Source organism: Rheinheimera tangshanensis, from assembly GCF_014645135.1.
Taxonomy (GTDB): Bacteria; Pseudomonadota; Gammaproteobacteria; order Enterobacterales; family Alteromonadaceae; genus Pararheinheimera; species Pararheinheimera tangshanensis.
On sequence record NZ_BMLH01000004.1, the window covers coordinates 49,794 to 75,025 of the forward strand.

Sequence of the window (25,232 nt, forward strand, 5' to 3'; positions counted from 1 at the left end):
CATGCACAATAAACTAGCCAATGTGTATCGGCTTGGAGTCAAGGAGCTGTGGAGTTTGTGGCGCGACCCTATGATGTTGTTGCTGATTTTGTATGCTTTTAGTGCCAGCATTTATGTCGCTGGCACCTCCATGCCTGAAACCTTGCACAAAGCCCCTATTGCAGTAGTGGATGAAGATCAGTCCGGTTTGTCTGGCCGTATTATTTCGGCTTTTTATCTGCCTTATTTTATGCCACCTGAGCTGATCAGCTTGTCAGAGGTGGATGCTGCGCTGGATGCAGGCATCTACAGCTTTGTGCTGACTATTCCGCCCGATTTTGAGCTGGATCTGCTGGCTGGCCGTTCGCCGAAAATACAACTGAGTGTGGATGCAACCCGCATCAGTCAGGCTTTTAGCGGCAGCGGTTATATAGAACAGATCGTCAGCAGCGAAATTAGTGAATTTAGCCAAAGGCACAGGTTAAACAGCAGTTTGCCGGTGGATTTAGTGCTTAGAGCCAGCTTTAACCCTAATTTAACCGCTAGCTGGTTTGGCTCTTTGATGGAGGTGATTAATAGCGTTACCATGATTTCCATTATCCTGACTGGCGCAGCGCTTATTCGCGAACGTGAGCATGGCACTATTGAACATTTGCTGGTGATGCCGGTGACCCCCGGTGAAATCATGCTGTCGAAAATTCTGTCGATGGGAATGGTCGTGCTGGTTGCGACAGGTTTTTCCTTAACTGTGATGATTAAAACTGTACTGGCTGTGCCAGTGGAAGGCTCGGTCCTGCTGTTTTTACTGATCACAGCACTACAGCTGTTTGCCACCACCTCTATGGGGATTTTTATGGCAACAGTAGCGCGTTCTATGCCGCAATTTGGTTTATTGCTTATTCTGGTGTTATTGCCTTTACAGCTGTTATCCGGTGGTATGACACCCAGAGAAAGTATGCCTGAAGTTATTCAAGTCATAATGTTGGCGGCACCTAATACTCACTTTGTTGCTGCCTCTCAGGCTATTTTGTACCGGGGGGCAGGCCTTGATGTTGTGTGGCCGCAAATATTGTCTCTGTTGTTGATTGGTGGGCTATTGTTTCGTTTCTCGCTGCAACGATTCAGGAAATCTTTAAGTACTATGTAAAGGGCTATGGAGGGAGGATCCCTATGGGATGGATAGTGCGTGCTCTGTTGTTTGTCAGTGGTGTTATTGCCAGCTGGTTTGTGTCAGTGGAGGCCAGTAATTACATTGTCTATCAGTTGGTGATAGCTGTAGGTCTGGTCACCTTGTGTGCTGCGGCTTTGGTCTATCTGCCGGCGTGGTGGCGCCGTTGGACCTCTGGTTCAGGCCATCGAAAGTAACAAAAAAGGCGACCCGCAGGTCGCCTTGGTCTTCTATGCAACTGACAGTTAAATCGCAGCTATTTGTGCCTGCTGAGCTTTTAACTTGCTGATAGCTTCTAAAGCTTCTGAGAGTTTTTCACGCTCTTTTGCCAGCACGGCTTCAGGGGCTTTGGCGACAAAACCTTGGTTCGCCAGTTTGTTAGCCACGCGGTCATGTTCCTGCTGAGCTTTTTCCATCAGCTTGGCAATACGCGAGAGTTCAGCTTCTTTGTCAATCAGACCAGCCATAGGGATCAGAATATCCATCTTACCCAAAAGCTGAGCTGCACAAGCTGGTGCTGTGTCGCCATCGGCCAGCACAGTAATGGCTTCTAACTTCGCCATATTCTGCAGGAAGGCCATATTGCTTTGTAAACGGCGGCTGTCGTCGCTGGTCAGGTTACGCACCAGTACAGACAATGGCTTGCTTGGCGCTATATCCATTTCGCCACGCACGTTACGAATCGCCACGATAAAGCTCTTCACCCATTCCAGATCGGTAGTAGCAGTTTCATTGACCAGCGCCTGATTAAATTCTGGGTAGGCCTGCAGCATAATGCTGTCGCCTGGCTTCACATCGGTGCGGATCATAGGAGCTACACGTTGCCAAATCTCTTCAGTGATAAACGGCATGATAGGGTGCATTAAACGCAGCAAAGATTCCAGCACTGTCAGTAAGGTATGACGGGTGCCACGTTGCTGAGCTTCGCTGCCTTTAAACAATACAGGTTTGGTCAGCTCTAAGTACCAGTCGCAGAACTGGTTCCAGGTGAACTCATACAGCGTATTAGCCGCCATATCAAAACGGTAGCTGTCTAAATAACCACGGAACTGACTGATAGTTTGTTGGTACTGGCTGATGATCCACTGATCGGCCAATGACAGCTCCATTTCGCCTGCTTTGCCATCAACAGACAGACCACAATCTTTGTCTTCAGTCATCATGGTGACGTAACGGCTGGCGTTCCACAGTTTGTTACAGAAGTTGCGGTAACCATCTAAACGTTTCATATCCCAGTTGATATCACGGCCAGTAGAGGCCAAAGCCGCTAAGGTGAAACGTAAAGCGTCTGTACCGCTGGCTTCAATCCCCTCAGGGAATTGTTTTTTAGTCTGGTTGCCGATTTTTTCCGCCAGCTGTGGCTGCATCATATTGCTGGTGCGTTTAGCCAGCAGGTCGTCCAGACTAATGCCGTCAATCATATCCAGCGGGTCAATCACGTTGCCCTTGGATTTTGACATCTTGTCGCCGTTTTCATCACGAATAAGACCAGTCACATACACCGTCTTAAACGGCACTTGCGGTTTGCCATTTTCATCTTTGATGAAATGCATCGTCATCATAATCATCCGGGCAACCCAGAAGAAAATAATGTCAAAACCTGTGACTAACACGTCAGTTGGGTGGAAGGTTTTTAAATCTTCAGTGTTCTCAGGCCAGCCTAACGTAGAGAAAGTCCAGAGCGCTGAGCTGAACCAGGTGTCCAGCACATCGTTGTCCTGACGTAATTTCACGTCAGCGCCTAACTCGTGCTTAGCACGTACTTCAGCTTCATCACGACCTACATAAACTTTGCCCGCTTCGTCGTACCAGGCTGGAATACGGTGACCCCACCACAGCTGACGGCTGATACACCAGTCCTGAATGTCGCGCATCCAGCTGTAGTACATGTTTTCATACTGCTTAGGCACAAACTGAATATCGCCGTTTTCCACAGCTTCAATGGCAGTTTTAGCCATAGGTGCTACACGTACATACCACTGGTCGGTCAGTAATGGCTCAATCACCACACCAGAACGGTCGCCGTACGGCAGGGTGTTGTTGTGATCTTCTACTTTGTCCAGCAGGCCAGCCGCATCAAAAGCTGCGACTATGGCTTTGCGGGCTGCGTAACGCTCCAGGCCCTGGAATTCAGCCGGGATCATGGCGTTATGCGCTGGGTTGGCTTCGCCATTCGGGAAGAAACACTCACCTTCAGTGCGAATAGTGGCGTCCGCCGTCATCACGTTAATCATCGGTAACTGATGACGTTTACCTACTTCGTAGTCGTTAAAGTCGTGAGCTGGTGTAATTTTTACGCAGCCTGTGCCTTTGTCTTTATCGGCATGTTCGTCGGCCAGAATGGGGATACGGCGATTCACCAGCGGCAGCAGCACTTCTTTACCAATCAGGGACTGGTAGCGTTCATCGTCCGGGTTGACTGCAACACCGGTATCGCCCAGCATAGTTTCTGGACGGGTAGTGGCAACTACTATGTAGTTTTTGCCATCGGCCGTCGTCACGCCATCAGCCAACGGGTAACGTAAGTTCCACAGATGGCCTTTTTGTTCTTTGTTTTCTACTTCTAAATCAGAAATAGCCGTATGCAGCTTAGGATCCCAGTTCACCAGGCGTTTGCCACGGTAAATCAGGTCGTCCTGATACAAGCGCACAAAAACTTCCTGCACTGCATTCGACAGGCCGGCGTCCATAGTAAAACGCTCTTTGTCCCAGTCGACTGAGTTGCCTAAACGGCGCATTTGTTCAGTGATGGTGCCACCGGATTCGGCTTTCCATTCCCATACTTTTTCAATAAAGGCGTCGCGGCCCATGGCGTGACGGTCTGGTTTGCCTTCAGCGGCCAGTTTACGCTCTACGACCATTTGCGTGGCGATACCAGCGTGGTCAGTACCCACTTGCCATAAGGTATTTTTGCCCTGCATACGCTTGTAGCGGGTTAAGGCATCCATAATGGTTTGCTGGAACGCATGGCCCATATGCAGGCTACCGGTCACGTTTGGTGGTGGGATCATGATGCAATAGGCACCATTGCTGTTATCACCGCTAGGCTTGAAATAGCCTTTGCTTTCCCATGCCTGATACATGGCTTGTTCAACTTGACTCGGGTTAAATGTCTTTTCCATCTTTGCTACCTAAAACTCTCACTAAAAACGCAGGCCGGCCATCAGAGCTGCACTGTTTGCGGGGTTAACCCCGACTGGCGATAAAATTTAAATCGTTCCCGCGCCTGAACCTTTAACTGTTCTTCGGCTGGAACAAATTCGATAATCTGTTGAAAACGCTGACTAAAAGGCGGCACTGTTGCCGACAGGTTAATTAAAACCGGCCTCGCGTTACTTGGAGGCAGCCAGCTGATTTCCACCGGAGCACCGCGTGCCGGGCCTTCGCCCGCCAGATTGTGTGGCACAAATCGCATCGGATCAAAGCGCCATAATACCTCATCCAGCAGTTCGGCGTCCGCCTGATTTTGGCAGAACACAAAAACCCGCTGTCCGGCCTGATACAAATCGGCGCAGAGTTTGGCGGCTACATGAAAAAAAGCTGGCTCGGTTGCCAGCTGTGATTCAGTGTCTGCCGCCGTTTCCGGCAGCAGATAAAAACTGACTTGAGGCACTGTTATCCCTCGATGTCGGTTCCGACACGGTTAATTAAAAACTGGGTCAACATAGCCACAGGGCGGCCTGTTGCACCTTTGTCTTTACCACCACTGCGCCATGCAGTGCCGGCAATGTCCAAATGCGCCCAGTTGTATTTACGGGTGAAGCGCGACAGGAAACAAGCTGCGGTAATAGTACCGGCAGCACGGCCACCTAAGTTACTGAAATCCGCAAACGGGCTTTCCAGTTGATCCTGATAGTCATCCCACAAAGGCAGACGCCAGGCTCTGTCACCACTTTGCTCCGAGGCATTTAAAATTTCATGCGCCAGCGGGTTATGGTTACTTAACAAACCTGAGGCATGTTTACCCAAAGCAATGACACAAGCACCTGTTAAGGTCGCTACGTCAATCACCACGTCCGGGTCAAACCGCTCAACATAAGTTAAGGCGTCACAGAGCACTAAACGGCCTTCAGCGTCTGTATTTAATACTTCAACCGTCTGGCCAGACATAGTAGTTAAAATATCACCAGGGCGATAAGCGCGGCCATCCGGCATGTTTTCAGCGCCAGCCAGCACAGCCACCATATTCACAGGCAACCCTAAACTGACCACAGCATGCATAGTACCCAGCACTGAAGCTGCGCCACACATGTCGTATTTCATTTCGTCCATCGCATCGCTTGGTTTGATGCTGATGCCGCCGGTATCAAAGGTTAAACCTTTGCCGACCAATACCACAGGCGCGCTGTTATCCATAGCGCCGTTGTATTTAATCACTGCCATTTTGGCTTCGTTTTCAGAGCCACGGCCAACAGCCACATAAGAATGCATACCCAAAGCTGTCATTTCAGCTATGCCCAGCACTTCGACCGACACTTTATCGTGTTGGGCTAAGGCCACTGCCTGATCGGCCAGATAAGCCGGAGTACAGATATTTGGCGGCATATTCGACACGTCTTTACACACCTTGATACCAGCAGCCACAGCTAAACCGTGTTCAACGGCTTTTTCGCCTATGGTTAAATCGCGACGGGTCGGTACATTAAAGACAATTTTACGCAGCGGCCGACGGGTTTCGTCTTTGCGGCTTTTTAATTTGTCGAATACGTACAGGCAGTCTTGGGTGGTTTCTACCGCATGACGGACTTTCCAATAGGTATCGCGACCTTTGACATGCAACTCAGATAAGAAACACACAGCTTCCATTGAGCCTGTTTCATTTAACGTGCTGATAGTTTTAGCAATGATTTGGCGGTACTGACGTTCGTCCAGCTCACGTTCTTTGCCACAGCCGACCAGCAGTACACGTTCACTCAACACGTTGGGTACATGGTGTAATAACAACATCTGACCGGGTTTGCCTTCTAAATCGCCCCGGCGTAATAAATTGCTGATGTAGCCTTCGCTGATTTTATCCAGCTGTTCGGCAACCGCTGACAAGCGGCGCGGCTCATATACGCCGACAACGATACATGCACTTCGTTGTTTTTCCGGACTACCGCTTTTTACGCTGAACTCCATGCTCACTCCTGATTCTAAGACTTCCGGCCACTATACCAAGTTAGTTCGGTGTTACAGTGGGCTTCTTTGTGATGATATTTTGTCCTGCTTTATAAAAAAGCTCGGATTTATCGCCACTTTAGTCAATAATAATTGCTGTAAATATCCAGTTTACTTAAAAATCGTCAGGGTTCCAGCAAAAAGACAGGTTTTAGGGGGCATTTTTGATTGTTTTTCGTTATCTGATTGGTGAAGTGTTCAAATCCCAATTAGCGGTCTTCCTGATCCTGATCACTATTATCATGAGCCAGCGCTTTGTGAAAATTTTGGCTGACGCATCAGACGGTGATATTCCAGGTCAGTTAGTACTGACCATTTTGTCATTAAAGCTGCCACAACTGGCGGTGATCATTATTCCGCTGAGTGCTTTTTTAGGCGTGCTAATCGCCTATGGCCGTATTTATGCCGACAGCGAAATGACGGTATTACACGCCACCGGTATCAGTGAATGGTATGTCACCCGTTTAACTTTGATCTTGTCTGTGGTGATAGCACTGGGCGCAGGTTTTGTTACTTTGTATTTAAGCCCTTGGGCCACAGAGCGCGAATATCAGATTTTAGAAAAAGCTGAGGCCGACTCTGGCCTGAGTAGTTTAATTCCTGGACGATTCCAGCAAACCTCGAATGAGAAAGCTGTAGTTTTTGTACATGAAATCAGCCGCGACGGTGGGCAATTAGAGCGGGTGTTTCTGGCGCAAGCTCCTGCTCAGGAAGGTGGCCAGACCTCAATTGTGTACGCTGAATCCGGTAATGTAAAAGAGGACGCCAGTGGCGCTCAGATGCTGGAGCTGAACAGCGGCCGCCGTTATGCCGGTGAAACCAGTTCTCCGGCTTATGAAGTGGTCGAGTTTGGTAAATACCAAATTCAAATTCGTGAACAGCAGGTCGAACAAAAACGTCGTAAATTATCTAGTTTGCCGACAGATGAATTGCGTAATCAAAAAGGCCCTGAGGCTTCAGCGGAGTGGCAATGGCGCATCGCTATACCATTGTCTATTCCTATTCTGATGCTGATCGCCGTGCCGCTGAGTAAAGTCAATCCGCGTCAGGGTAAATTTGGCCGTTTATTACCAGCTTTGGCCTTGTATTTGCTGTATTACATTCTGCTGATTGCCTGCCGCTCAGCTATTGAAGACGGTAAAATTCCGCAGCAATTAGGGATGTGGTGGATCCATGGTCTTGGGCTTTTATTTGGCATTGTGTTGCTGGTGAAACACCGCACTCTGGGTCAGAAGTTTAAAGCATTAATCACGGGGCGCTCTTCTCATGTTTAAGATCCTCGACCTGTATATAGGCCGCACTATATTGACCACAGTGCTGATGACTGTCTCTGTGTTGATGATTTTATCCGGTATGTTCAGGTTTATTGACCAGCTGCGTTTAGTCGGGCGGGGTGACTACGATATGTTATCCGCTGGTTTGTTTACGTTATTCAGTGTGCCCGGCGACTTGATACTGTTTTTCCCTATGGCGGCTTTAATAGGCGGCTTGGTCGGTTTGGGGATGCTGGCAAGTAATAGTGAGTTGGTGGTGATGCAGGCCGCGGGCTTGTCGCGCTTGAATATTATCAACTCAGTAATGAAAACTTCGTTACTGATGATGCTGATTGTGATGTTGGTCGCCGAATTTGGCGCGCCAGTGGCCGAAAAAACTGCCCGAGAACTACGTACTAAAGCGATTTCCGGCGGTGATTTAATTTCAGCCAGACAAGGGGTGTGGGCCAAAGATGGTGATAACTTCATTAACATCAAGCAAGTGGACGATTTTGGCAATTTAACCGATTTAACCATTTACGAGTTTGATACCGACTTAAAGCTGCAGGCCATAGTCAGCGCTAAAACCGCTGTCTTTGTCAGCAATTCATGGCGCTTAAGCGATGTCAGCCGTTTGCATTTCCGCGATGACAGAGTTGAGAAACACCAGTGGCAGGAACAGCGCTGGCGCTCTACCTTAACGCCGGACAAATTGGGTGTGGTGTCTATTAAACCTGAGCTGTTATCGCTCAAAGGCTTAACCGACTATATCGATTACCTGGAAAGTAACCAGCAGGACAGCAGCAAATTTGAACTGGCGTTCTGGCGTAAGGCTACTCAGCCTCTGACTATTATTGCTATGTTGCTGGTGGCTTTGTCTTTTATCTTCGGACCACTGCGCAGCGTCACTATGGCTGCCCGTATTCTGATGGGTATTCTGACAGGTTTCGCCTTTTACATGAGTGATCAGGTGTTTGGCCCTGTGGCTTTGGTTTACCAGCTACCGCCAATCTTTGGTGCAGTGTTACCTTCGGTCTTGTTTATTGGCTTGGCGATGTATTTATTGCAGAAGAAATAGAATTGGGGTCAGATCACATTTGCCGTTAACAATGTGCTCTGACCCGATTTTTATGCCACTAACCTGTTAGCTTAGTGTACATACTTCACAGTTATTAAGGCCTGTAGCCAAATTTAACTGTTACCCAAGTTGACGATATGCAGTGTAACTTTGGTTGACGACAAGCAAAACCAAAACCCCGAATTAACCCGCCTTACGATGTAAATTCAGCTCTTTGCTTTCATCTTTGGTCAGTTTCACCACTATGGTATCTGTGACTTGGTCCTGCAGGGCTAACCCTTTACCCCAGCGGATCCACAGCCAGAAGTTGCCAAGGCCTAACAAAGACACCACCAAACGCAGCAGCGCTTGTTTTAATGTCACTGGCGAGCCATCTGGCTGGATCAACAAAATACGCCAGGCACGCATGCCCAGGGTTTGCCCTGCTTTGACCCAGAAGTACAGGTAAAACCATAAAAAAACCAGCAGTGAATACAGCTGAAACCAAATCGAATGCTTTTGAATAAAATCAGCCTGATCCTGATAAGCGGCCAGTGAAACCAAACCCAGCTTATCCAAAATAGTCACCAGCAACAGTGCCAAACCCATAGCCAGCATCCAGAGCGCAGCTAAAATCAACACGTCATAAACAATGGCCGCTAAACGGCGGAACAAACCCGCTTTTGGAGATCCGTGATACATCAGTGTGTCCTGACTTTTATTGATTATGTAATTGGCGCTAAGTGTATCACGCAGCTTTGTTTTTTCGAAACTGCTGCAAAAATGCGCAACCACACAAGCAACTGAAACTTTTGCTTGCGCCGCGCCATTCGCTTTGTATAATGCAAGCGTTTACTTCTATACGACCCCTCAATGCCTGGGTGGCGAAATCGGTAGACGCAGCGGATTCAAAATCCGCCGGGGGAAACTCCGTGTCGGTTCGAGTCCGACCCCAGGCACCAAAATATCTTCATAAAATTCAAATACTTGCTTAATCACTAACATTTAGCATCATTTGCACTCTAATTTTTACAGTTTGTTGTCCCTAAAAGCTTCTATAAGCTTGGTTGTGCTATCACTAACGCTTTAGTGGCCATTGAAAACTCTCTTAGCTAAACCAAATCGAAAATTAAAGTGCATGAATAGCCAGCGGATTCAGCGTTCACCTGCGGTGATAGAGCCAACTGGCGGGCCTGGTCGCGCCAGCCTTGTGCTGAGTGGAGTGTATGGCTACTATACCTCTCTTTTAAGGCGGGGTATTAGGGCAAGTGACGGCGCTGAATCGTTTGGACATCAAGCAACTCATTACGCTCAAGGCGCTTTTACGTGAAAAGAACCTGTCAAAGGTGGCTGCTCAACTGGGCCTGACGCAACAGGCTGTGAGTGACCAACTGCGCAAACTGCGCAGCACCTTTAATGACCGGCTGTTTATCCGACATGGCAATGGCGTGCAATCAACCCCTTTTGCTGAGCAGCTGGCTGGAAAATTAGATCTGGCGATTCATGCGCTTGAGCAACTGCTTGCTCCTGTCGTGTTTGATCCGGCAACAACAGCAGCCACTTTTACCATCAGCTGTACTGATTTTGAACAGCTGTCTATTATTCCTCAATTCCTGCAACGAGTTCGACAGCAAGCTCCTTTGCTTAGAATATCAATCCGCAATTTGGTGCCCGATACACTGCATCAGGATTTACTGTCTGGCAGCATTGATTTAGCCATGACCACTCCTAGTCTGGCGCCAACAACACTGCCCTCTCAGGTGTTGTATACAGAAACTTATCAGTGCGTTGCCTCTAAACATAATAGAGCTATCAAGCCGCAGATGCGGGTTGCCGAGATAGCCAAGATACCACAAGTCGTGGTATCGCCAGCGCGCGGCGATTTCACCGGCGCGATAAACGCTTGGTTTGAGGATCAAGGTCATCGACGCTCGGTGATTTACTCCTTTCCCACTTTTTCCGCTGCCTTGGCAGCCCTTTCGACCAACGATACCTGCGGCTTTATTCCGTCACGATTGTTACCGGATCAACGTTTGCAATCGATCGAATTAGAAGCCGCAGCGCCGCAGTTTGATGTGATTGCGGTATGGCATTCACGATCGTCACAAGATCCTTTGCATCAATGGATACGTCAGCAGCTATCCGCTGTTATTTAGCCCCTGTTACAGTTCAAATAACAGATCGGTGCGGATGATGTATTTTACTCCTTGGGTGATCGGCACAGAGGCGTGAACACAATGCAGTGGGTGAGGGCCATGAGGGAAGAGCAGCACACCACCTATGGGCGTTCTTATATCCACGTCTAACGCGGGTTCGCCTCGCCTGGCTGGTGAGTGTGGATTATTGGCATTCACCCGAAAACGGGTTGCTCCGCCTGTAAAGTCATCATTCAATAAGATAAGAAAGGTCATCTTGCTGTAACGATCATCATAGGCATTGGTGATTAATGTCTCGCCATCCACCCGCGAGCCTGGCCAGTCGCCATCAATATGGAAATGGAAATAGTCACCGACATTGTAGCGATAAAATCTAAACCTGGTATTTAAGCCCAGTGGCTTTTTATGGTCGAATATCTCGAGATGCTGATTCACCAGATGCTCAACCCGCTGCCACAATAAGCGCTCAGTGGCGTCATCCACGACCACAGTGATGTTATCGTTGTGTCGGATCTCTCTGGGTAACGAGACGGCTGCATCTTTCAGGTAACCCAGCGACTCCGTCAGACGAATCATCTGCTCACACTCGCTCTGAGACAGTACATTCAATAATTGATAGGCACCGGGCACTTCTTGGATATCAAGACGTTGTACCTGTTCAGGTCCGATAGCCCTGTCCAGATGAAAAGCATTATCGGTTTTACCCGCCCAGGTAGGGATAGCGGGGTTTTGCGCGCCCGGCTCGCGGGCGATAATAAAGAAATTGTCTGTACCCATCATCTTCTGTTACCTGCTCATTACTCTAATTTGGGTAAATTGACGGTGCCCCTCAAGCCCACCGTGATAGCCTAGCCCACTTTGTTTAGCGCCGACCCAAGGTGCATTGCCACTGCCTACACTGCCATTGATTGAGACCATCCCAGCTTCCATCGCATCAGCGACTTGCCGCGCTCCATGCTGGCCAAATACGACTGCGCCTAAGCCATAGATTGATTGATTAGCACGACGTATTGCTTCGTCTACCGAATCTACTTTGGCAATGGCGACGACAGGTCCGAAAGTTTCCTCGCGTTCAAGCAGCATATCCTCGGTCAGTCCCGTCACCACTGTAGGCTGGATATAGGGACGCGGATATTCTGGCTGACCGAGAACAAAACGTGCACCTTTCCCCGCTGCATCGGCGAGGTGTTTCACTACATGTTGATGTTGTTCTGCACTTGCCATTGGCCCGATATGGATACCGGCTTGATTCCATGCACCGGGTCGATACGCCGCTGCAATCTCGACGACTTTCGCGACAAATTGGTCATAGATGGAGGCGTCTACGTAAATTCGCTCGGTTGATGTGCACATTTGACCGGTATTCTCAAGACTGCTGGCGACCGCAAAGCGGGCTGCGGTGTTTATATCCGCATCCGGCAAAACAATCATAGGATCGTTGCCGCCAAGCTCCATCACCAGTCGATGCAACCGAGATGACGCATTACGCATAATATTTTTGCCTGCCTGAACTGAGCCGGTAAAGGCCACCATGTTAATATCGCTTGATACCAAGGCTTTACCAGCCTCTTCATTGCCGTGGACTATGTTGATGACATCTGCAGGCAAAAACTCAGCTAAGAGTTTCACAAAGGTATCGGCAACTAAGGGTGTCAGTTCCGACGGCTTTAATACCACTGTATTGCCAGCGACCAGCGCCGGTATGATCAAGTTATTGGCCATGGCCAATGGATAATTCCACGGAGAAATCACTCCAACGACACCCAGCGGACGATATTGAAGTTCAACGCCATGTCCTTTCGATACAGGCGCGACTGCCTGTGCGACTTCCTCTGCCAGGTAGGGCGCGCTTTGGATAACGCCTGACACCTCATAACTGGCACGTCTAAAATCTTTGCCCATTTCAAGGCAAATAAGTCTGACCAAGTCATCGTGCACAGTGTCCAGTTGGGTGTAGGCTCGCTCCACCAGATTTTTACGTTCAGCGACACTCAATGCCGCCCAGGCAGGCTGTGCTTGTCGTGCATTCGCAACAACTCTGGCAATCTCATCAGCAGAAGCAATAGTGACGCGTCCCACTTCTTCTTGATTAAGCGGGTTAGTGGAAATTAAAACAGGCTCCATAACAACTCCGTTACAACACTGCAGTGACACATTAAGCTGACTATGCCCTGAGCAGGGCAGCTGTTACCTGTTCAGCTTACTCTTTGCCGCGCAGAGTAGTCATAGACACGTTGGTCGGGAAACAAGTTATGCCTGTAAGAGATACAAATCTTAACGTCAGGGCCAGCATGGCATGACGGAGTCGCCTGACAAATAATTTGTTTTCCCCTGATCCAAGAGGCTGGATCTGTGTATTTATCGCAAGAAAATTGTTTTTGCCGCTTAAATACCAGCACAGAGCATAAAGCGGTTTCAAATTGTTAATCCTTTGATATTCTTAGGTCTTTAATCAAGAGCATCGCACCCTTATGTCAGCTGAGTTTTCTTCAGTTCCCAAGAGTTTTTCAAAGAGAAATACTGTGTTGTGGTTATTACGTACTGTCGGTTTTGGGTTACTGAGTGCATGTAGCGCTTTGCCAACTGCAGAGCTGGCGACTAATACCAAGCCTTCAGCCGTACTGACTGCTGCGCCGCTTTACAATGTGAGTTTTAACAGCGTGTTGGCGCTGCCGGTAAAAAACCAGGACATGAAATTAGCCTATGGCAAAGCGGCTTTGCAGTTTGGTTTGTTGTCGTTACCTGTAACTAAGGTAAGCACCAAACCGCCTTTGGTTATTTTTGTGCATGGAGGCTGCTGGTTAAATGCCTATGATATAGGTCACAGCAAGGCGTTAAGTCAGGCGCTGACTGAGGCAGGTTATGCGGTATGGTCGCTGGAGTACCGCAGGGTCGGCGACGAGGGGGGTGGCTGGCCTGGTAGTTTTGACGATATAGTGCAAGGCGTCCACTATGCTCAGGCGCAGTTTGAACAGTACGGCGTGGATGTGAACCGTATCGCCTTAATGGGGCATTCTGCGGGTGGCCAGTTGGCGCTTTTAGCAGGTGAAAAGCTAGCAGGCGACAAAAAAGCTGCACAGATACAAGCTGTGATTGGTTTAGCCGCTATTACCGATATGGCCAGTTATGCCAAAGGCAGCAATAGTTGCCAAAGTGCCACAGCTCAGTTTATCGGCGCATCGCCAGAGAAGGCACCGGAGTTATACCAGCAAGCCAGTCCGAGTCCAGACAAAATCCACCCCAAAACCCTATTATTGCAGGGCAGTGCCGATCAAATTGTACCGACAACTCAGGCGACTGACAGTGGCATGCCGTATCGTATGGTGGAAAAGGCTGGGCATTTTGACTGGATCCATCCACAAAGCGCTGCATATTCGCAGTTAATTCTCACCCTACAGGAGTTCGTCCCACTGTGATGACACCTTTAACCCTCGAACAGTTACAGCAGTATGATCAGCAGGATCTATTGGCTCACAAAAGAGCAGAATTTACCTTGCCAGAGCAGAGTATTTATTTTGACGGCAATTCGTTAGGCGCTATGCCGAGCTGCGCATTGCAGCGCGCCAAGGATGTGCTGGAGCGGCAGTGGAGTCAGGATTTAATTCAAAGCTGGAACAGCAATCAGTGGATTGATTTACCCTTCAAAGTGGGCGAGCAGATTGGCCGTTTGATTGGTGCTGGTAGTGGTCAGGTGATTTGCTGTGATTCGACCTCAGTGAATTTATTTAAGGTGCTAAGTTGTGCTCTGCTGATGCAGCCAAAGCGCACTGTGGTGCTCACGCAGCAGGGCAATTTCCCAACCGATTTATATATGGTGCAGGGGCTGACTCGACTGTTAGGCGAAAGCCGTTGTCAGTTAGTGGAGGTGCCAGAGCAAGGACTGGAACAGGCGCTGACCAGTGATGTGGCTGTGTTAATGCTGACTCAGGTTGATTTTCGCAGCGGCCGCTTATTGGATATACAGCGTTTAACCCAAATAGCGCACGAGCAAGGTGTATTAGTGATTGTAGATCTGGCCCATAGTGCCGGAGCCTTACCTGTAGAGCTGGATACCTGGCAGGTCGATTTTGCCGTAGGTTGTGGTTATAAATACTTAAATGGTGGCCCCGGTGCTCCGGCTTTTTTATATGCGGCTAAACGGCATCATGCGCAAATTCATCAGCCACTGAGCGGCTGGATGGGGCATAAAGCGCCCTTTAGTTTTAGCCCTCAGTACGTTAAATCTGACGGCATAGAACAGTTTTTGACCGGCACCCCTGCTGTAATTTCGATGAGTGTGCTGGACGCTGCCTTGCAGGTGTTTAGTGATGTCAGTATGCAACAGATTCGCGAAAAATCCCTGGGTTTAACCCGCTGTTTTCATCAGTTGGTGCAGCAACAAGCGGCGTTAGCCGAATTAAGCTTAATTACGCCATTAAAACCGGAAGAGCGCGGCAGCCAGTTGGCTTATCAGCACCCTGCGGCCTATGCCTTATGTCAGGCTCTGATTAAACGCGGTGTGATTGCTGATTTCAGGGCCCCTGATATTTTGCGGCTCGGATTTACTCCATTGTATTTACGTTATGTCGATTTGTGGCAAGCGGTTGAAATACTGAGCGACATTGTTGTGAGCAAAGAGTATTTAAAACCTGAGTATGCTATCCGGCAAAAAGTAACCTGAAGGACTAAACCGCGTTCTTAAAGTGCAAGCTCTCTGCTGTTGCTCTCTCTATCCTCTCCAACCAGACGAGATACTTCAGCGTACTTTATTGCGGATGTCCCACAGATGCTTTACTCTTCCAGTCAAATGAAGGTTCGCCAGCCAGTGTTTTTAATTTTATCTAAAAACAGTTTTTGCCAGAAAAACAACAAACTTAAGGATAAATAAAAATGAATAAATTTTTAAAAGCCAGCATCCTCTGCCCAGTGTTAGTGTTTGGAATGAGCCAGGCCAATGCTGCAGTATTTAGTTCAGAGCAGGTGATGGCTAAGCAGCAGTTTAACTTCAACAAACAGCAAGTCCTGTCTTTTGTCGACAGTGCAGAAGTGCAGAATAAACTGATTGAGCTGGGTGTCAGCCCTGCCGATGCCAAACAACGTATCGCCAATATGACGGCCGAAGAGCTGAACGCGCTGAATACGCAGATGAACGACATGCCTGCAGGTGGTGTGGTAGGAGCTATCGTTACTGTATTAGCCATTATTGCGTTGCTGGATTTATTAGGCGTTACAGACGTTTACCCTTTTATTAATCCAATTAGCCGTTGAGTTTAATGGGGTTACTACGACAAGCCTGCTTTTTGGCGGGCTTGTTGATTGTACTGACAGGCTGCCAAACGCCGCCACAAACTAAGCTGCTGTTGGCAGAACCTCCTGCTATAGCACCTCAGCATCTGATCCCGCAGGTGCCATTTTATCCGCAGCAAGAGTATTTTTGCGGCCCAACGACCTTGTCTGAAGTGGCTGGCTTTTATGGCCTGAAAAAAGACCCTGCTACCATAGCGCCCGCTACTTTTATTCCGGGTTTACAGGGGACTTTGCAAATTGAAATGGCGTCAGCAACACGACAATTGGGTTTAGTCGCTTATGAGCAGCGTGGCAGTATGAGCCAGTTGTTAAGTCTGGTGGCTGAGAATATTCCCATCATAGTGCTGCAAAATAACGCATTGGCCTGGTTGCCGCAGTGGCATTATGCCGTAGTGATTGGTTACGATTTGCACAGCAGTGAAGTGATTTTGCATACCGGGGTAACTGAAGCCTATCGCTTAAACTTTGCCACTTTTGAACGCACCTGGGCGCGGGGGAATTACTGGCTGTTCGCCATGTTACCGCCTGAGAAAAGCAGTGTGCAGTTGGATCCTTTTATTTACACCAAAGCCAGTCAGGATTTACTTCAGACTCAACAGGTTGATAGTGGTATCGCTGCACTTAAAACTGCGACTGGCCAATGGCCTGATTATTGGTTGCCTTACTTTTTGCTGGGTAATTTTTATTTCCAAAGCCAGCCTGTGGTGGCTGCAGAGTGGTTTGAAAAAGGTCTGCCTTATGCCCGGCAGGAAATAGCTTATCTGAACAATTATGCGGTGCTGCTGAGTGAGCAAGGCTGTCAGGCTCAAGCCACAACACTGATTGAAGCGGCATTGAAGATTGCTCCAAATGACAGCAATCTGCTGGATAGTCAAAAACAAATCCGCGCCGGTGCTGCGACGAATTCTCCGTTATGTGTTGCAGCTGGCGACTGATCCGTCTGCATAGGCAACCCAGCCTTTAAAACTAAATGCTGCATAAAACAGACTGATCTGACAAAAGCCAGCTTGTTTTAACAAGACTTCCTCCTCTTCTGGCGCCAAAATACTGAGTTTGGTTTTCATCGCTGCTTGTGCTGCTTCGGCCTGCGCAGGTGGCGAATGACTAAATGCTAGATGCCTCGAGATCCAAAGGGTCCGCTCAGGTTCTGTTTGAGGAAAACTATGATGGGCAATAATCAAAGGTGCTTTGGGCTTTAGCCGCCGCTGGATCTGTTGCAGTGTTTCAAGTCGCATTTCACGTGGAATAAAGTGGAAGGTCAGCAAACAGATAGCGCCGTCAAAAGGGCCTTGTGGTGCGTCTTCTATATAACCCTGATGAAGGCGGACACGGTCTTGATAATTGGCCACTGTATCAGCTGCGAGCTCTAACATTCCGGCAGAAGGGTCAATACCAATAAAGCTCCAGCCTGATTGTGCTTGAGCCAGAGCTTTGATTTCAAGTCCTCCTCCAGCACCCAATACCAACAAAGAACCTTCGGCAGGTAGGTGTTCTGCCAGCAGTATGGCGGTCATTCGATGTAAACTATGGTAACCAGGAACTTGCCGTGGTGGGCCTTCGAGGTAGGAGTTTTCAGGAGGTTGCACAAAGTGGTTGTTCATAGCTTTTTCCAGAATTTAAGGTAATGAAACTAAATAGTCCGGCAGACTTTAGTTTATTACTTATGATGAATTTCAAGTATCATCAAATGATACGTAAGTTGTGGTTTTTGTCAAACATGCTGATAGATGACGGAATGAAGGACCTAAATAATGAATAAAGACACACGTTTGTCTGACGTGCTGCATGTTTTATTGCATCTTGAGCATGCAACAGAGCCTGTAACTTCAGAGGTGTTAGCGCAGAACATGGGGACTAATCCAGCCGTGTTTCGTCGCACTATGGCAGGCTTGAGAGAGGCAGGTTATGTGATGTCTGGTAAAGGTCACGGCGGAGGCTGGAGCTTAGCCCGCCCTCTGGAACAGATCAGTCTTGCTGATATCTACAATGCACTGGGTCGGCCAGGCTTATTTGCTATCGGCAGCCGATCTCAGCATCCGGACTGTAAAATTGAGCAGAAAGTGAATAAGGCGCTGGCCGATAGCATGCAGCAGGCTGAAGCTTTATTGATCCAGCGTTTTGGCGAGGTGACACTGGATCAGTTGCGGCCAGAACAAAGCCCTTAGGCCTTTACTCAGGAATACGGGCTATCACTTTAATCTCAAAATCAAAGCCAGCCAACCAGTTCACTCCGACAGCAGTCCAGTTTGGATAAGGTGGAGTCCCAAAGATCTGTTGTTTCACTTTCATAATGGTGCCGAATTGCTGTTCTGGATCGGTATGAAAAGTCGTAACGTCGACTATATTGTCAAAGTCACAACCAGCAGCTGCGAGAGTGGCTTTAAGATTGTCAAAGGCTAACTCTACCTGACGTTCAAAATCTGCTTCCGGGCTGCCGTCTTCGCGACTTCCGACCTGACCAGATACAAACAACAAATCGCCTGAGCGGATAGCTGCTGAATAACCATGCTCTTCGTAAAGTGTATGTCTGTTGGCTGGAAAAATAGCTTCTCTTTTGGTCATGGTAGTGCTCTCTTGTCAAAGGTTTGAATGGTCCCGTATGTTGAATTGGTTTAACATACGAGGCGTATGTAGAATATCTCGCATACGCTTCGTATGTCAAGTGGCATACATGGCGTATGTGAAAGGAGTATCGAATGAGTATCCGATTAACAAAAATGGCTGAAAACCGGGAGAAGCTGATCGCCGCGGCCCGCAAGGCATTTGCGCAGCAAGGTTATGCCGCCGCTTCTATGGATAACTTAACAGCGGAAGCAGGTTTAACCCGGGGCGCGCTGTACCATAATTTTGGCGACAAAAGAGGGTTGCTTGCGGCTGTTGTCGATCAGATTGATTCTGAAATGGCGGACTATGCCAAGTCTGTTGGCGCTAAAGCTGGGAATGCATGGCAAGCCCTGTTGGCTGAGGGGGCTGCTTATATTGAAAAGGCGCTGGACCCTGAAGTGCAGCGAATTGTGTTACTGGACGGCCCTGCTGTGCTTGGCGATCCATCTCAATGGCCGAGTCAGAATCGCTGCCTGCAGTCGACCAAAGCGACTTTGGAGCAGCTTATGGCAAATGGCATAGTAAAAGCTGTGGATCCAGAGGCTGCCGCTATGTTGCTAAACGGCGCCGCTTTAAACGCTGCGCTTTGGCTGGCGTCCAGCGCTAATCCCCAGGCAATGCTGCCAAAAACACTGGAGGCATTTAATTTGCTCGCTTCGGGGTTTTTGGTGAAAGGCTGACGAAGTAAGGTCGCTTGCTGTAGCTCGGGCAGTCTGAATGGAATTAAAAGGGGCAAGGGCAGCTGATCGTCATACGCTGCCCTGTTATCGGATGAGCAAACTCCAGTTCTGACGCATGCAACAACAGTCGTGGCGCCATAGCCTGTGTATCAAGGCTGCCATATAAATCACAGCCCAGTATAGGGTGTCCGAGGTATTGACAGTGGATCCGTAGCTGATGAGTGCGGCCCGTTTCTGGCGTCAATAACAGCCGGGTTCGCTCTGGATTGCTGAGGCGTTCCAGCACCTGAAAATGGCTGCTTGCTTTTTGCCCTTGTGTAAAACAGACTTTTAAGCGCGGAAACAAGGCTTTGTCTTTGCTGATAGGCGCTTCGATGATGCCGCTATCTTGTTCTACATGACCTGCCACTATGCTTTGGTAGCGTTTAATCACAGTACGGGCTTGAAACTGCTTAGTTAACAAAGCATTAGTAGCTTTATCCAAAGCCAGTAGCATAATGCCTGAAGTCCCCAGATCGAGTCGGTGTATTAAGGTAATTTGTGGATACATCTGAGCTAACCGATAGTGCACAGAATCCAGATTCAGCGGGTTTTTGCCGGACAAACTTAATAAACCACTAGGTTTATTAATCAGCAAAAGATGGTCGTCCTGATACAGCGTTTCAATCGACTGATGACAGGCAGGGGCAACAAAGGTATCTATCACTGTCATCATGGCTATCCCAGCTAAATCTGGCGCAGAGTGTACTTGAAATCAAAGCTTGCTGCCTTGCTTTAACTTGGCGAAAATAGCATTTTTTTAGCCAGCAAGGGCTGTTATATGGATTTGGATGAAGCAGAAGACTGGGCCTGGTGTGATGCACAGTTTGCCGCTATTGAAGCTTATGTAAAAACACAAAATATTCCGCATGGTGTGATTTGTGATTGGCCTGAATGGTATGCCGCACCTTATGTAGGTTTGTGGGCAGTAGAAGATCCGACTGATCCGGGTTTTGTCGGGCATTGGGTGTTGGCTGGTGATACCACAGGAGTGCAGCCGCAGCCTGTAGCTTTTGATTTTTTAAGCGCCGAAGATTGTGCTGAACCCCGTGAAGCTTTAGCTGCTTTTGCTAAAAAATGGGCTGCCTTGGCGGCAGCTGCAGCGAAAGGCACAGCCTGGACTGGCAGCCCGCTAGTCAGTGGGGATTTGGCCCAGAAAGCTGCACAGTTAGTGCGGCAGGCAGAGTTACTAAAACTTTGGGCCGGTGATGATGAGATGTGGGAGCAGGACTAACAAAGCCGCTTCCTGTCTTGCCTTGCTTCGGGGCTTAGTTATTCAGATGGTGGACAAAATACAACATCTGTTTCGCCCCAAAGCTTTGGCTTGGTATAACATCTTGTCTGCTGCTTCGAGTAGTTTGTGTTTGTCGTTAAACAAGTCTGCGCTGGCTACACCTATGCTGACTGTTAACTGACGTAATGACCAGTGATGATTGGCCACTATCAGCCTGAGCTTTTCCAGTGTTTTGTAAGCCGACGCACTGTCAGTACCTGGCAGGATTAGCACAAATTCTTCACCACCATAACGGGCGAAAAAGTCATAGTTCCTGCAATGCTGCTGAAATAAACGGGCTACCTGGCTCAGTGCCTGATCCCCTTCGGCATGACCAAAACTGTCGTTAAAACTTTTAAAGTGATCAATGTCAATCAAGGCCAGCACAAAGCACTGGCCCGTTCTTTGCCAACGGGCAAATTCAGCTTCAAACTTCTGGTCAAAAGCCCTTCTGTTGTTTATGCCCGTCAGCGCATCCGTCATACTGATGGTGTGCAGTTGCTCGCTCATCTGTTTCAGCTCGAGCATAGCTATGACTTGTCTGGATAAGGCCTGTAAAGAACTTATTTGCTTTTGGTTCAGTTGTTTAGGTACATAATCAAAAACACAAATAGTGCCTATCACTTCGCCTGTAAGACTGATCAGAGGGGAACCGGCATAAAATCTATAGCCAGATTCGGCGAGTACCATCGGATTGGCGCTAAATCTATGATCCAATCTTGCGTCTGGCACCACCATCACCGTAGCCGGGTCTTCCATGGCATACACACAAAACGAGTCTTTACGGGCAACAGAGGAGGCCGAAACACCTACTTTGGCAATAAAGTTTAATTCGGTGTCATCTACTCTGGTCACCATAGCCACGGGAGAATCACAGATATAGCAGGCCAGTTGGATGATGTCCTGCAGGTTCTGATCTCCCTGCGCAGCCATCACCAGACTGGACTTGTTCTCTTGGTTGCTCTGTGTTGCTTTGGGCATCGGACGCACGACCTGTCTGACAAAATAAAATAAGCTATTGATTTAACTATAGAGCCTGTTGAGATTTCGGGATGAAATTTTGTTCGCTCCACTCCCTCAGCACTGCTTAGACTTGACATCGGGGAACAGGCATCGGATAACTGTGCTTTGTAAGTGCTTTCATTAGGGGGAAGAATGAGTGCAAAGGGTTTTGTGGTTGGCCTGTTGTTTGCTGCTGTTGGCATAGTATCCACCGCAGTTGCACAGCAACAATCCGCCTCATCTTGTCAGGTAGCAGCTGCAGGAACGCATCGACTGGATAAAAAACTCTATGCCAACAAAGTACAGGGGTTTTGGCTTGGTCTGAGCATCGCCAACTGGACAGGGCTGGTGACTGAGATGGACAAAATTGGCGGCGATGGGCCTGCAGGGCAGTTTTATACCCGCAAAGACTGGCAAACAAAAGATCAGCCCAGTATCTGGGGCCAGGGTATTCCAAGTAATTTATCAGCCACTATCGATTGGGTGCTGGCGGATAAAGATGAAGTCTGGGGCTCGGATGATGACAGCGATATTGAATATATCTATCTGCAGCTGATGCATGACAGCAAAAAGCCACTGCTAAGCGCAGAACAAATCCGCGATGGCTGGCTGGCGCATATTTATAAAGATTCAGAAACGCCCTTTAAAACGGCTGAAGGCAAACCAGAAAACTTTTTGTGGGTATCGAATCAGCAAGCGTTTGATTTAATGCAGCAAGATATTTTGCCGCCTTTTACCGGTATGCCAGCTTATAACCCGCATTACGATATGATTGATGCCCAGCTGACCACTGAGCTCTTTGGTATTCTGGCGCCATTCCGGGCTGATATAGCTTCCAAACTGGCCTATTTACCTATCCGCACTACTGCTTATGGCGAAGCGGCCGATATCGCCAATTTTTACGTGGTGATGCATGCGCTGGCCGCTGGCGTGGACCCAGCCAAAGCTATACAGCCGCAGTTGCTGCTGATCGCAAAGCAAGCTCGCGCTGAACTGCCATCCAATCAATATCCGGCCAAGATGTTCGATTATGTCTGGTCTTTGTATCAGTCCGGCATTCCTTGGGAAGAGGCGAGGGATAAGCTGTATCAGCGCTATCAGGTAGAGCAGAAAGACGGTTATGAAATCACCGGCAAAAAGTTGTATTGCAATGGCTGTTTTGCCGCTGGTATAAACTTTGCCGCCAGTTTGGTCAGCTTATTTTATGGTGAAGGCGATATGCAGGAGACGATAAAAATAGCTGTGTTGGCCGGTTGGGATTCGGATAACCCGGCGGCTACCTGGGGTGGTCTCTATGGTTTTGTTTTGGGTAAAACTGGCGTGGAACAAGCCTTTGGCCGCAGCTTCTCCGATACATTTAATATTCATCGCACCCGCAAAGGTTTTACCAATAAGGGCATAGATAGCTTCGGGAATATGGCCATGAAGGCAACAGCCATAGTGGATCAGGTGGTGCAGCAGCAAATGGCTGTAAAAGCTCCGTTTACGGCAGAGTGTTGGCATATTCCGGCTTTTGTTGCGCCAACTGTCAGTCCTTTGTAACGGCAATAAAACAGACAGTCTGAGCGACAGACTGTCTTTTTAGAGAGAGTCGTTTCAGCTTTTTAGCGCTTGTGCTACTGCTGCTTTTAACGAAAGGGTCGCTTTGCCTGTCAGTTGGCTTAATTGACGGCTTTGATCAAACAAATCGCCTTTTGACGCCGCTGTATCTGAGTCTGCCAGAATATGGGCCAAACCATCAGGCAAACCAGCCTGTTGTAACATGGTGTAATAGTCAGCTTCTGCCATATCCTGATAGACCACTGTTGTTCCGGATTGCAGACTAATTTCGGCTGCCAGCTCAGTCAGACTATAAGCTTCGTCGCCTGCCAGTTCATACACTAACCCGGCCTGATCTTCTTTGGTTAACACTGCGGCAGCTGCAGCTGCATAGTCAGCTCTGCTTGCTGAGGCAATACGACCTTCTTTCGCGCAACCTGCTAATGCGCCATATTTTAGCGCGGTCGGAATGGAAGCCAGGTAGTTTTCGGTATACCAACCGTTACGTAGCAGAGTGTAAGGCAAGCCGGAATCCGCCAATAACTGTTCAGTCGCCAGATGTTCACCAGCCAAAGCCAGAGTCGAGCGGTCGGCATGCAACAGGCTGGTGTAGGCCAGTAGTTTTACACCTGCTTGTTTGGCTGCTTCTATGACGGCTTTATGTTGAGGTACACGCCAGCCGACTTCGCTGGATGAGATCAGCAACACTTTCTCAACGCCCTGAAAAGCGCTCAACAGACTACTGGGTTGGTCATAGTCAGCCTGGCGTAGCTTTACACCTAAAGTAGCTAAATCCTGTGCATTTTCTGGGTGACGCACTGCTGCAATGATTTGAGAGGCGGGCACTGTGTTCAGCAGTTGCTGAATCACAAGACGACCAAGTTGACCATTCGCTCCTGTAATTGCAATCATGATATTTACCTTGTGAGTTAAGTTCGTTGCGCATACTATCAACCATAATTTCTTTTAGTAAGTACGCACAAAAAGGTAAGTGTCAGATGTCCGCAATAGAAAATGAGCAAGCTCTCTCAGCGCCAGGGCTGGCGTCTTTATTAGAACGGCCTGGCATGGTGTTTTCACCAGATTGTCCTTCCCGTCAGGTGTTGCAAACAGTGACCAGTCGCTGGGCTGTACTGGTGCTGGTTGCTTTGCTGGCCGGGACGCACAGATTCAGTGAACTGAGACGAAAAATAGGAGGCGTGAGTGAAAAAATGCTGGCGCAGACGCTGCAAGCTCTTGAGCAAGATGGTTTTGTAGCCCGAAAATCATTTCCTGTGGTTCCCCCTCATGTGGAATACAGTCTGACACCAATGGGCAACGAAATAGCGAAACAGGTCGAGGCAATGACGGATTGGATCAACCAGAATTTGTATCGCATCATGCAGCACAAAAGGGCGCTACAGGATAAAGCGCCGCAGCTCTGAATTTTTTTCGTTAAGCGGATTGAATTTGCTGCAAATGCTGACGAATATGCATCACATGAGCGGCCTGATAATCCTGATGATCAAGCACTCCGTAGGCAAAATGTGGCCTGAGGTTGCTGCTCTGGCTAAATTGTTCTAAGGCCTGTAACAGGTGTTGCAATGCCTGCTGTGCTGGCAGGGTTGCATCCAGCTGCGGCATACCTGGAATGACTTCATCCAGCGGATGATGCATAGCGCCTGCTGCTTTAAAAGCTTTTAAGGCAACAGGTCCCACACTGTGGGTAAACCAGGCCGCTTTGTGTTCAGGATAGCCGACAAAAGAGCCCTGAACACTTTGCGTCAAATGTTGAAAAATCTGGCTTGGGTTCCAGTTGCCACTGCTGGTCAGTTCCTGATGCTGCAGTGATTTGAGTTGCGCTATCAAGCTATCCCAGTGGGCTGCAAAACCTCTGCTACCAAGCTCCAGTCCAGCCGCTGCAGCTAAAGTAATACCTGCACCTGCTATGAAAAATTGTCTTCTGTTCATCTGTGTTCCTGTTCAGGCCTGCATGCTGCACTTGCTGATTTTATCCGGATCTCCTAACTTGTGCACAGTTTGATTGACTCAGGTTT

General features: G+C 48.6%; 26 protein-coding genes and 1 tRNA gene. 15 read left to right on the top strand and 12 right to left on the bottom strand.

Features of this window, described 5'->3' with window-relative positions:
* Position 1: 1 nt before the first annotated feature.
* Both IEW88_RS09190 and IEW88_RS09195 read left to right on the top strand, forming a co-directional pair.
* Positions 2 to 1,126: an ABC transporter permease gene (locus IEW88_RS09190; RefSeq protein WP_147903956.1), complete on the top strand. Its 1,125-nt coding sequence runs from the start codon at positions 2 to 4 to the stop codon at positions 1,124 to 1,126.
* Between the two features lie 23 nt (positions 1,127 to 1,149).
* The gene (locus tag IEW88_RS09195; RefSeq protein WP_147903957.1) at positions 1,150 to 1,344 is read left to right on the top strand and encodes a hypothetical protein; all 195 of its coding nucleotides are present in this window, start codon (positions 1,150 to 1,152) and stop codon (positions 1,342 to 1,344) included.
* A gap of 48 nt (positions 1,345 to 1,392) precedes the next feature.
* On the opposite strand, the gene IEW88_RS09200 is transcribed toward IEW88_RS09195, so the two are convergent.
* From IEW88_RS09200 to pepA, 3 genes are read right to left on the bottom strand one after another with little or no spacing between them, the layout of a single operon-like run.
* On the bottom strand, positions 1,393 to 4,269 hold the full coding sequence (locus tag IEW88_RS09200) for a valine--tRNA ligase (protein WP_147903958.1): 2,877 nt from the start codon (positions 4,267 to 4,269) through the stop codon (positions 1,393 to 1,395).
* A 41-nt stretch (positions 4,270 to 4,310) separates the two neighbouring features.
* Positions 4,311 to 4,760: a DNA polymerase III subunit chi gene (locus tag IEW88_RS09205; RefSeq protein ID WP_147903959.1), complete on the bottom strand. Its 450-nt coding sequence runs from the start codon at positions 4,758 to 4,760 to the stop codon at positions 4,311 to 4,313.
* A 2-nt stretch (positions 4,761 to 4,762) separates the two neighbouring features.
* Positions 4,763 to 6,268 carry a leucyl aminopeptidase gene (pepA, locus tag IEW88_RS09210; RefSeq protein WP_147903960.1) on the bottom strand — a complete coding sequence of 502 codons (1,506 nt, stop codon included), beginning with the start codon at positions 6,266 to 6,268 and terminating at the stop codon, positions 4,763 to 4,765.
* 203 nt (positions 6,269 to 6,471) lie between these two features.
* On the opposite strand from pepA, the gene lptF reads away from it, so the two are divergent.
* Together lptF and lptG are read left to right on the top strand one after the other, a co-directional pair.
* Positions 6,472 to 7,581, top strand: coding sequence for an LPS export ABC transporter permease LptF (lptF, locus tag IEW88_RS09215; RefSeq protein WP_053424276.1), 1,110 nt, complete (start codon positions 6,472 to 6,474; stop codon positions 7,579 to 7,581).
* Positions 7,574 to 8,638 carry an LPS export ABC transporter permease LptG gene (gene lptG / locus IEW88_RS09220; RefSeq protein ID WP_147903961.1) on the top strand — a complete coding sequence of 355 codons (1,065 nt, stop codon included), beginning with the start codon at positions 7,574 to 7,576 and terminating at the stop codon, positions 8,636 to 8,638. Before lptF ends, lptG begins: the two co-directional genes overlap by 8 nt.
* Before the next feature lie 183 nt (positions 8,639 to 8,821).
* Here lptG and IEW88_RS09225 read toward each other — a convergent pair whose 3' ends face one another.
* Positions 8,822 to 9,319 (bottom strand): RDD family protein, encoded by a 498-nt coding sequence (locus tag IEW88_RS09225; RefSeq protein ID WP_147903962.1) that lies wholly within the window; start codon positions 9,317 to 9,319, stop codon positions 8,822 to 8,824.
* Positions 9,320 to 9,492: 173 nt separating this feature from the next.
* On the opposite strand from IEW88_RS09225, the gene IEW88_RS09230 reads away from it, so the two are divergent.
* Both IEW88_RS09230 and IEW88_RS09235 read left to right on the top strand, forming a co-directional pair.
* A tRNA-Leu gene (locus tag IEW88_RS09230) sits at positions 9,493 to 9,579 on the top strand.
* Between the two features lie 306 nt (positions 9,580 to 9,885).
* Positions 9,886 to 10,773, top strand: a complete 888-nt coding sequence (locus IEW88_RS09235; protein WP_147903963.1) for a LysR family transcriptional regulator — start codon at positions 9,886 to 9,888, stop codon at positions 10,771 to 10,773.
* 6 nt (positions 10,774 to 10,779) lie between these two features.
* Here the strand turns inward: IEW88_RS09235 and IEW88_RS09240 are convergent, their stop codons facing one another.
* The gene (locus IEW88_RS09240) at positions 10,780 to 11,553 is read right to left on the bottom strand and encodes a 2OG-Fe(II) oxygenase family protein (RefSeq protein ID WP_147903964.1); all 774 of its coding nucleotides are present in this window, start codon (positions 11,551 to 11,553) and stop codon (positions 10,780 to 10,782) included.
* Positions 11,554 to 11,559: 6 nt separating this feature from the next.
* A complete protein-coding gene (locus tag IEW88_RS09245) occupies positions 11,560 to 12,897 on the bottom strand; it encodes an aldehyde dehydrogenase family protein (RefSeq protein WP_147903965.1) in 1,338 nt (445 codons plus the stop codon).
* 398 nt (positions 12,898 to 13,295) lie between these two features.
* Here IEW88_RS09245 and IEW88_RS09250 point away from each other — a divergent pair, with 398 nt between their 5' ends.
* The 4 genes from IEW88_RS09250 to IEW88_RS09265 all read left to right on the top strand — a co-directional run bounded on the left by IEW88_RS09250 (position 13,296) and on the right by IEW88_RS09265 (position 16,994).
* Positions 13,296 to 14,189 carry an alpha/beta hydrolase gene (locus tag IEW88_RS09250; protein WP_221411400.1) on the top strand — a complete coding sequence of 298 codons (894 nt, stop codon included), beginning with the start codon at positions 13,296 to 13,298 and terminating at the stop codon, positions 14,187 to 14,189.
* Positions 14,189 to 15,433 (top strand): kynureninase, encoded by a 1,245-nt coding sequence (gene kynU / locus IEW88_RS09255; protein WP_147903966.1) that lies wholly within the window; start codon positions 14,189 to 14,191, stop codon positions 15,431 to 15,433. Before IEW88_RS09250 ends, kynU begins: the two co-directional genes overlap by 1 nt.
* Before the next feature lie 209 nt (positions 15,434 to 15,642).
* Positions 15,643 to 16,020, top strand: a complete 378-nt coding sequence (locus tag IEW88_RS09260; protein WP_147903967.1) for a PA2779 family protein — start codon at positions 15,643 to 15,645, stop codon at positions 16,018 to 16,020.
* Positions 16,021 to 16,025: 5 nt separating this feature from the next.
* Complete coding sequence (locus IEW88_RS09265) at positions 16,026 to 16,994, top strand: PA2778 family cysteine peptidase (RefSeq protein WP_147903968.1); 969 nt, start codon at positions 16,026 to 16,028, stop codon at positions 16,992 to 16,994.
* On the opposite strand, the gene IEW88_RS09270 is transcribed toward IEW88_RS09265, so the two are convergent.
* Complete coding sequence (locus IEW88_RS09270) at positions 16,971 to 17,660, bottom strand: class I SAM-dependent methyltransferase (protein ID WP_147903969.1); 690 nt, start codon at positions 17,658 to 17,660, stop codon at positions 16,971 to 16,973. The genes IEW88_RS09265 and IEW88_RS09270 overlap by 24 nt on opposite strands.
* A 150-nt stretch (positions 17,661 to 17,810) precedes the next feature.
* On the opposite strand from IEW88_RS09270, the gene IEW88_RS09275 reads away from it, so the two are divergent.
* A complete protein-coding gene (locus IEW88_RS09275) occupies positions 17,811 to 18,224 on the top strand; it encodes an Rrf2 family transcriptional regulator (RefSeq protein ID WP_053424283.1) in 414 nt (137 codons plus the stop codon).
* A gap of 4 nt (positions 18,225 to 18,228) precedes the next feature.
* On the opposite strand, the gene IEW88_RS09280 is transcribed toward IEW88_RS09275, so the two are convergent.
* Entirely contained in the window at positions 18,229 to 18,621 is a 393-nt protein-coding gene (locus tag IEW88_RS09280; RefSeq protein WP_147903970.1) for a RidA family protein, read from the bottom strand.
* A gap of 134 nt (positions 18,622 to 18,755) precedes the next feature.
* Here IEW88_RS09280 and IEW88_RS09285 point away from each other — a divergent pair, with 134 nt between their 5' ends.
* Positions 18,756 to 19,343 carry a TetR/AcrR family transcriptional regulator gene (locus tag IEW88_RS09285; RefSeq protein WP_147903971.1) on the top strand — a complete coding sequence of 196 codons (588 nt, stop codon included), beginning with the start codon at positions 18,756 to 18,758 and terminating at the stop codon, positions 19,341 to 19,343.
* A gap of 43 nt (positions 19,344 to 19,386) precedes the next feature.
* Here IEW88_RS09285 and IEW88_RS09290 read toward each other — a convergent pair whose 3' ends face one another.
* Positions 19,387 to 20,058, bottom strand: coding sequence for an RluA family pseudouridine synthase (locus IEW88_RS09290; RefSeq protein ID WP_147903972.1), 672 nt, complete (start codon positions 20,056 to 20,058; stop codon positions 19,387 to 19,389).
* 105 nt (positions 20,059 to 20,163) lie between these two features.
* Between IEW88_RS09290 and IEW88_RS09295 the strand changes: the two genes are divergently transcribed.
* Positions 20,164 to 20,616: a DUF4826 family protein gene (locus IEW88_RS09295; RefSeq protein ID WP_147903973.1), complete on the top strand. Its 453-nt coding sequence runs from the start codon at positions 20,164 to 20,166 to the stop codon at positions 20,614 to 20,616.
* Positions 20,617 to 20,658: 42 nt separating this feature from the next.
* Here the strand turns inward: IEW88_RS09295 and IEW88_RS09300 are convergent, their stop codons facing one another.
* Positions 20,659 to 21,636 carry a GGDEF domain-containing protein gene (locus IEW88_RS09300; protein ID WP_147903974.1) on the bottom strand — a complete coding sequence of 326 codons (978 nt, stop codon included), beginning with the start codon at positions 21,634 to 21,636 and terminating at the stop codon, positions 20,659 to 20,661.
* Positions 21,637 to 21,810: 174 nt separating this feature from the next.
* On the opposite strand from IEW88_RS09300, the gene IEW88_RS09305 reads away from it, so the two are divergent.
* On the top strand, positions 21,811 to 23,199 hold the full coding sequence (locus IEW88_RS09305; RefSeq protein ID WP_147903975.1) for an ADP-ribosylglycohydrolase family protein: 1,389 nt from the start codon (positions 21,811 to 21,813) through the stop codon (positions 23,197 to 23,199).
* 54 nt (positions 23,200 to 23,253) lie between these two features.
* On the opposite strand, the gene IEW88_RS09310 is transcribed toward IEW88_RS09305, so the two are convergent.
* On the bottom strand, positions 23,254 to 24,108 hold the full coding sequence (locus IEW88_RS09310; RefSeq protein WP_147903976.1) for an SDR family oxidoreductase: 855 nt from the start codon (positions 24,106 to 24,108) through the stop codon (positions 23,254 to 23,256).
* An 86-nt stretch (positions 24,109 to 24,194) separates the two neighbouring features.
* Between IEW88_RS09310 and IEW88_RS09315 the strand changes: the two genes are divergently transcribed.
* A complete protein-coding gene (locus tag IEW88_RS09315) occupies positions 24,195 to 24,620 on the top strand; it encodes a winged helix-turn-helix transcriptional regulator (RefSeq protein ID WP_053424293.1) in 426 nt (141 codons plus the stop codon).
* A 10-nt stretch (positions 24,621 to 24,630) separates the two neighbouring features.
* Here the strand turns inward: IEW88_RS09315 and IEW88_RS09320 are convergent, their stop codons facing one another.
* The gene (locus IEW88_RS09320) at positions 24,631 to 25,146 is read right to left on the bottom strand and encodes a DUF1569 domain-containing protein (RefSeq protein ID WP_147903977.1); all 516 of its coding nucleotides are present in this window, start codon (positions 25,144 to 25,146) and stop codon (positions 24,631 to 24,633) included.
* Between the last annotated feature and the right edge of the window lie 86 nt (positions 25,147 to 25,232).